The organism is Pseudomonas turukhanskensis, assembly GCF_027922365.1.
GTDB lineage: Bacteria > Pseudomonadota > Gammaproteobacteria > Pseudomonadales > Pseudomonadaceae > Aquipseudomonas > Aquipseudomonas turukhanskensis.
Genome location: NZ_BSFN01000058.1, coordinates 1 through 641, shown reverse-complemented (window position 1 = coordinate 641; position 641 = coordinate 1). Strand labels below are relative to the sequence as shown.

At 61.8% G+C, this 641-nt stretch carries 1 protein-coding gene; it reads right to left on the bottom strand.

The annotated features are described in order from the left end of the window. The coding region (locus PKE98_RS26925; RefSeq protein WP_271198562.1) for a hypothetical protein at positions 1–641 on the bottom strand (641 nt) is incomplete at both ends.

Sequence of the window (641 nt, the reverse complement as noted above, 5' to 3'; positions counted from 1 at the left end):
CGAGCCCTGGCTGGTGTCCACCGGGCCAGAGGCCAGACGCTCTTCAAAGAGCGCCCGTACATCGGGGCGGGCCACTTGCAGCGGTTTTTTCTCGGCCGGGGTATCAGTTCCGGTTCCGCCTTCGGCAACCGTCGGTTGAGGGTCTGCCGTGGCTTCTTCCTTGGCCTCTTCTTTGGGTTTGTCCTCACTCAGTCCCGCGCCCATAAGGCCGTTATCACGCACCACCAACGAACCGTTTTTGTCATAGCCGGTGGTGGCCGAACTACTCACCCCGTCACCGCCGACGACGGTTTGTTGGTAGCCGCTCATTACCCCGCCCTGGTTGATTACCTTGCCCTCGGCGGCAATCACCAACTGGCCTGCGGGTTTACCTTCTCCGCCAAGGCCGGCAAATAGCCCGGCCTGCGCGCCGCCCACCGAGACGTTTTGGATGCCGGTTTTTGAGTAGATAAAGGTGTCGGTGTTGCCACGAACGGTGCCGTTGATATTGGCCACCGCCTCGGCGTCAATCAGCACCGTGTCGGCAGTCACCAGCGCCGAACTTTTGGCATCCTGCTCCCGTGCCGCCACGGTTGCCTGGCTCAGGTACACACGCGGCACCAAGGCCAACTGGCCGTTCACCTCCTGGTTTTCGTACCAGA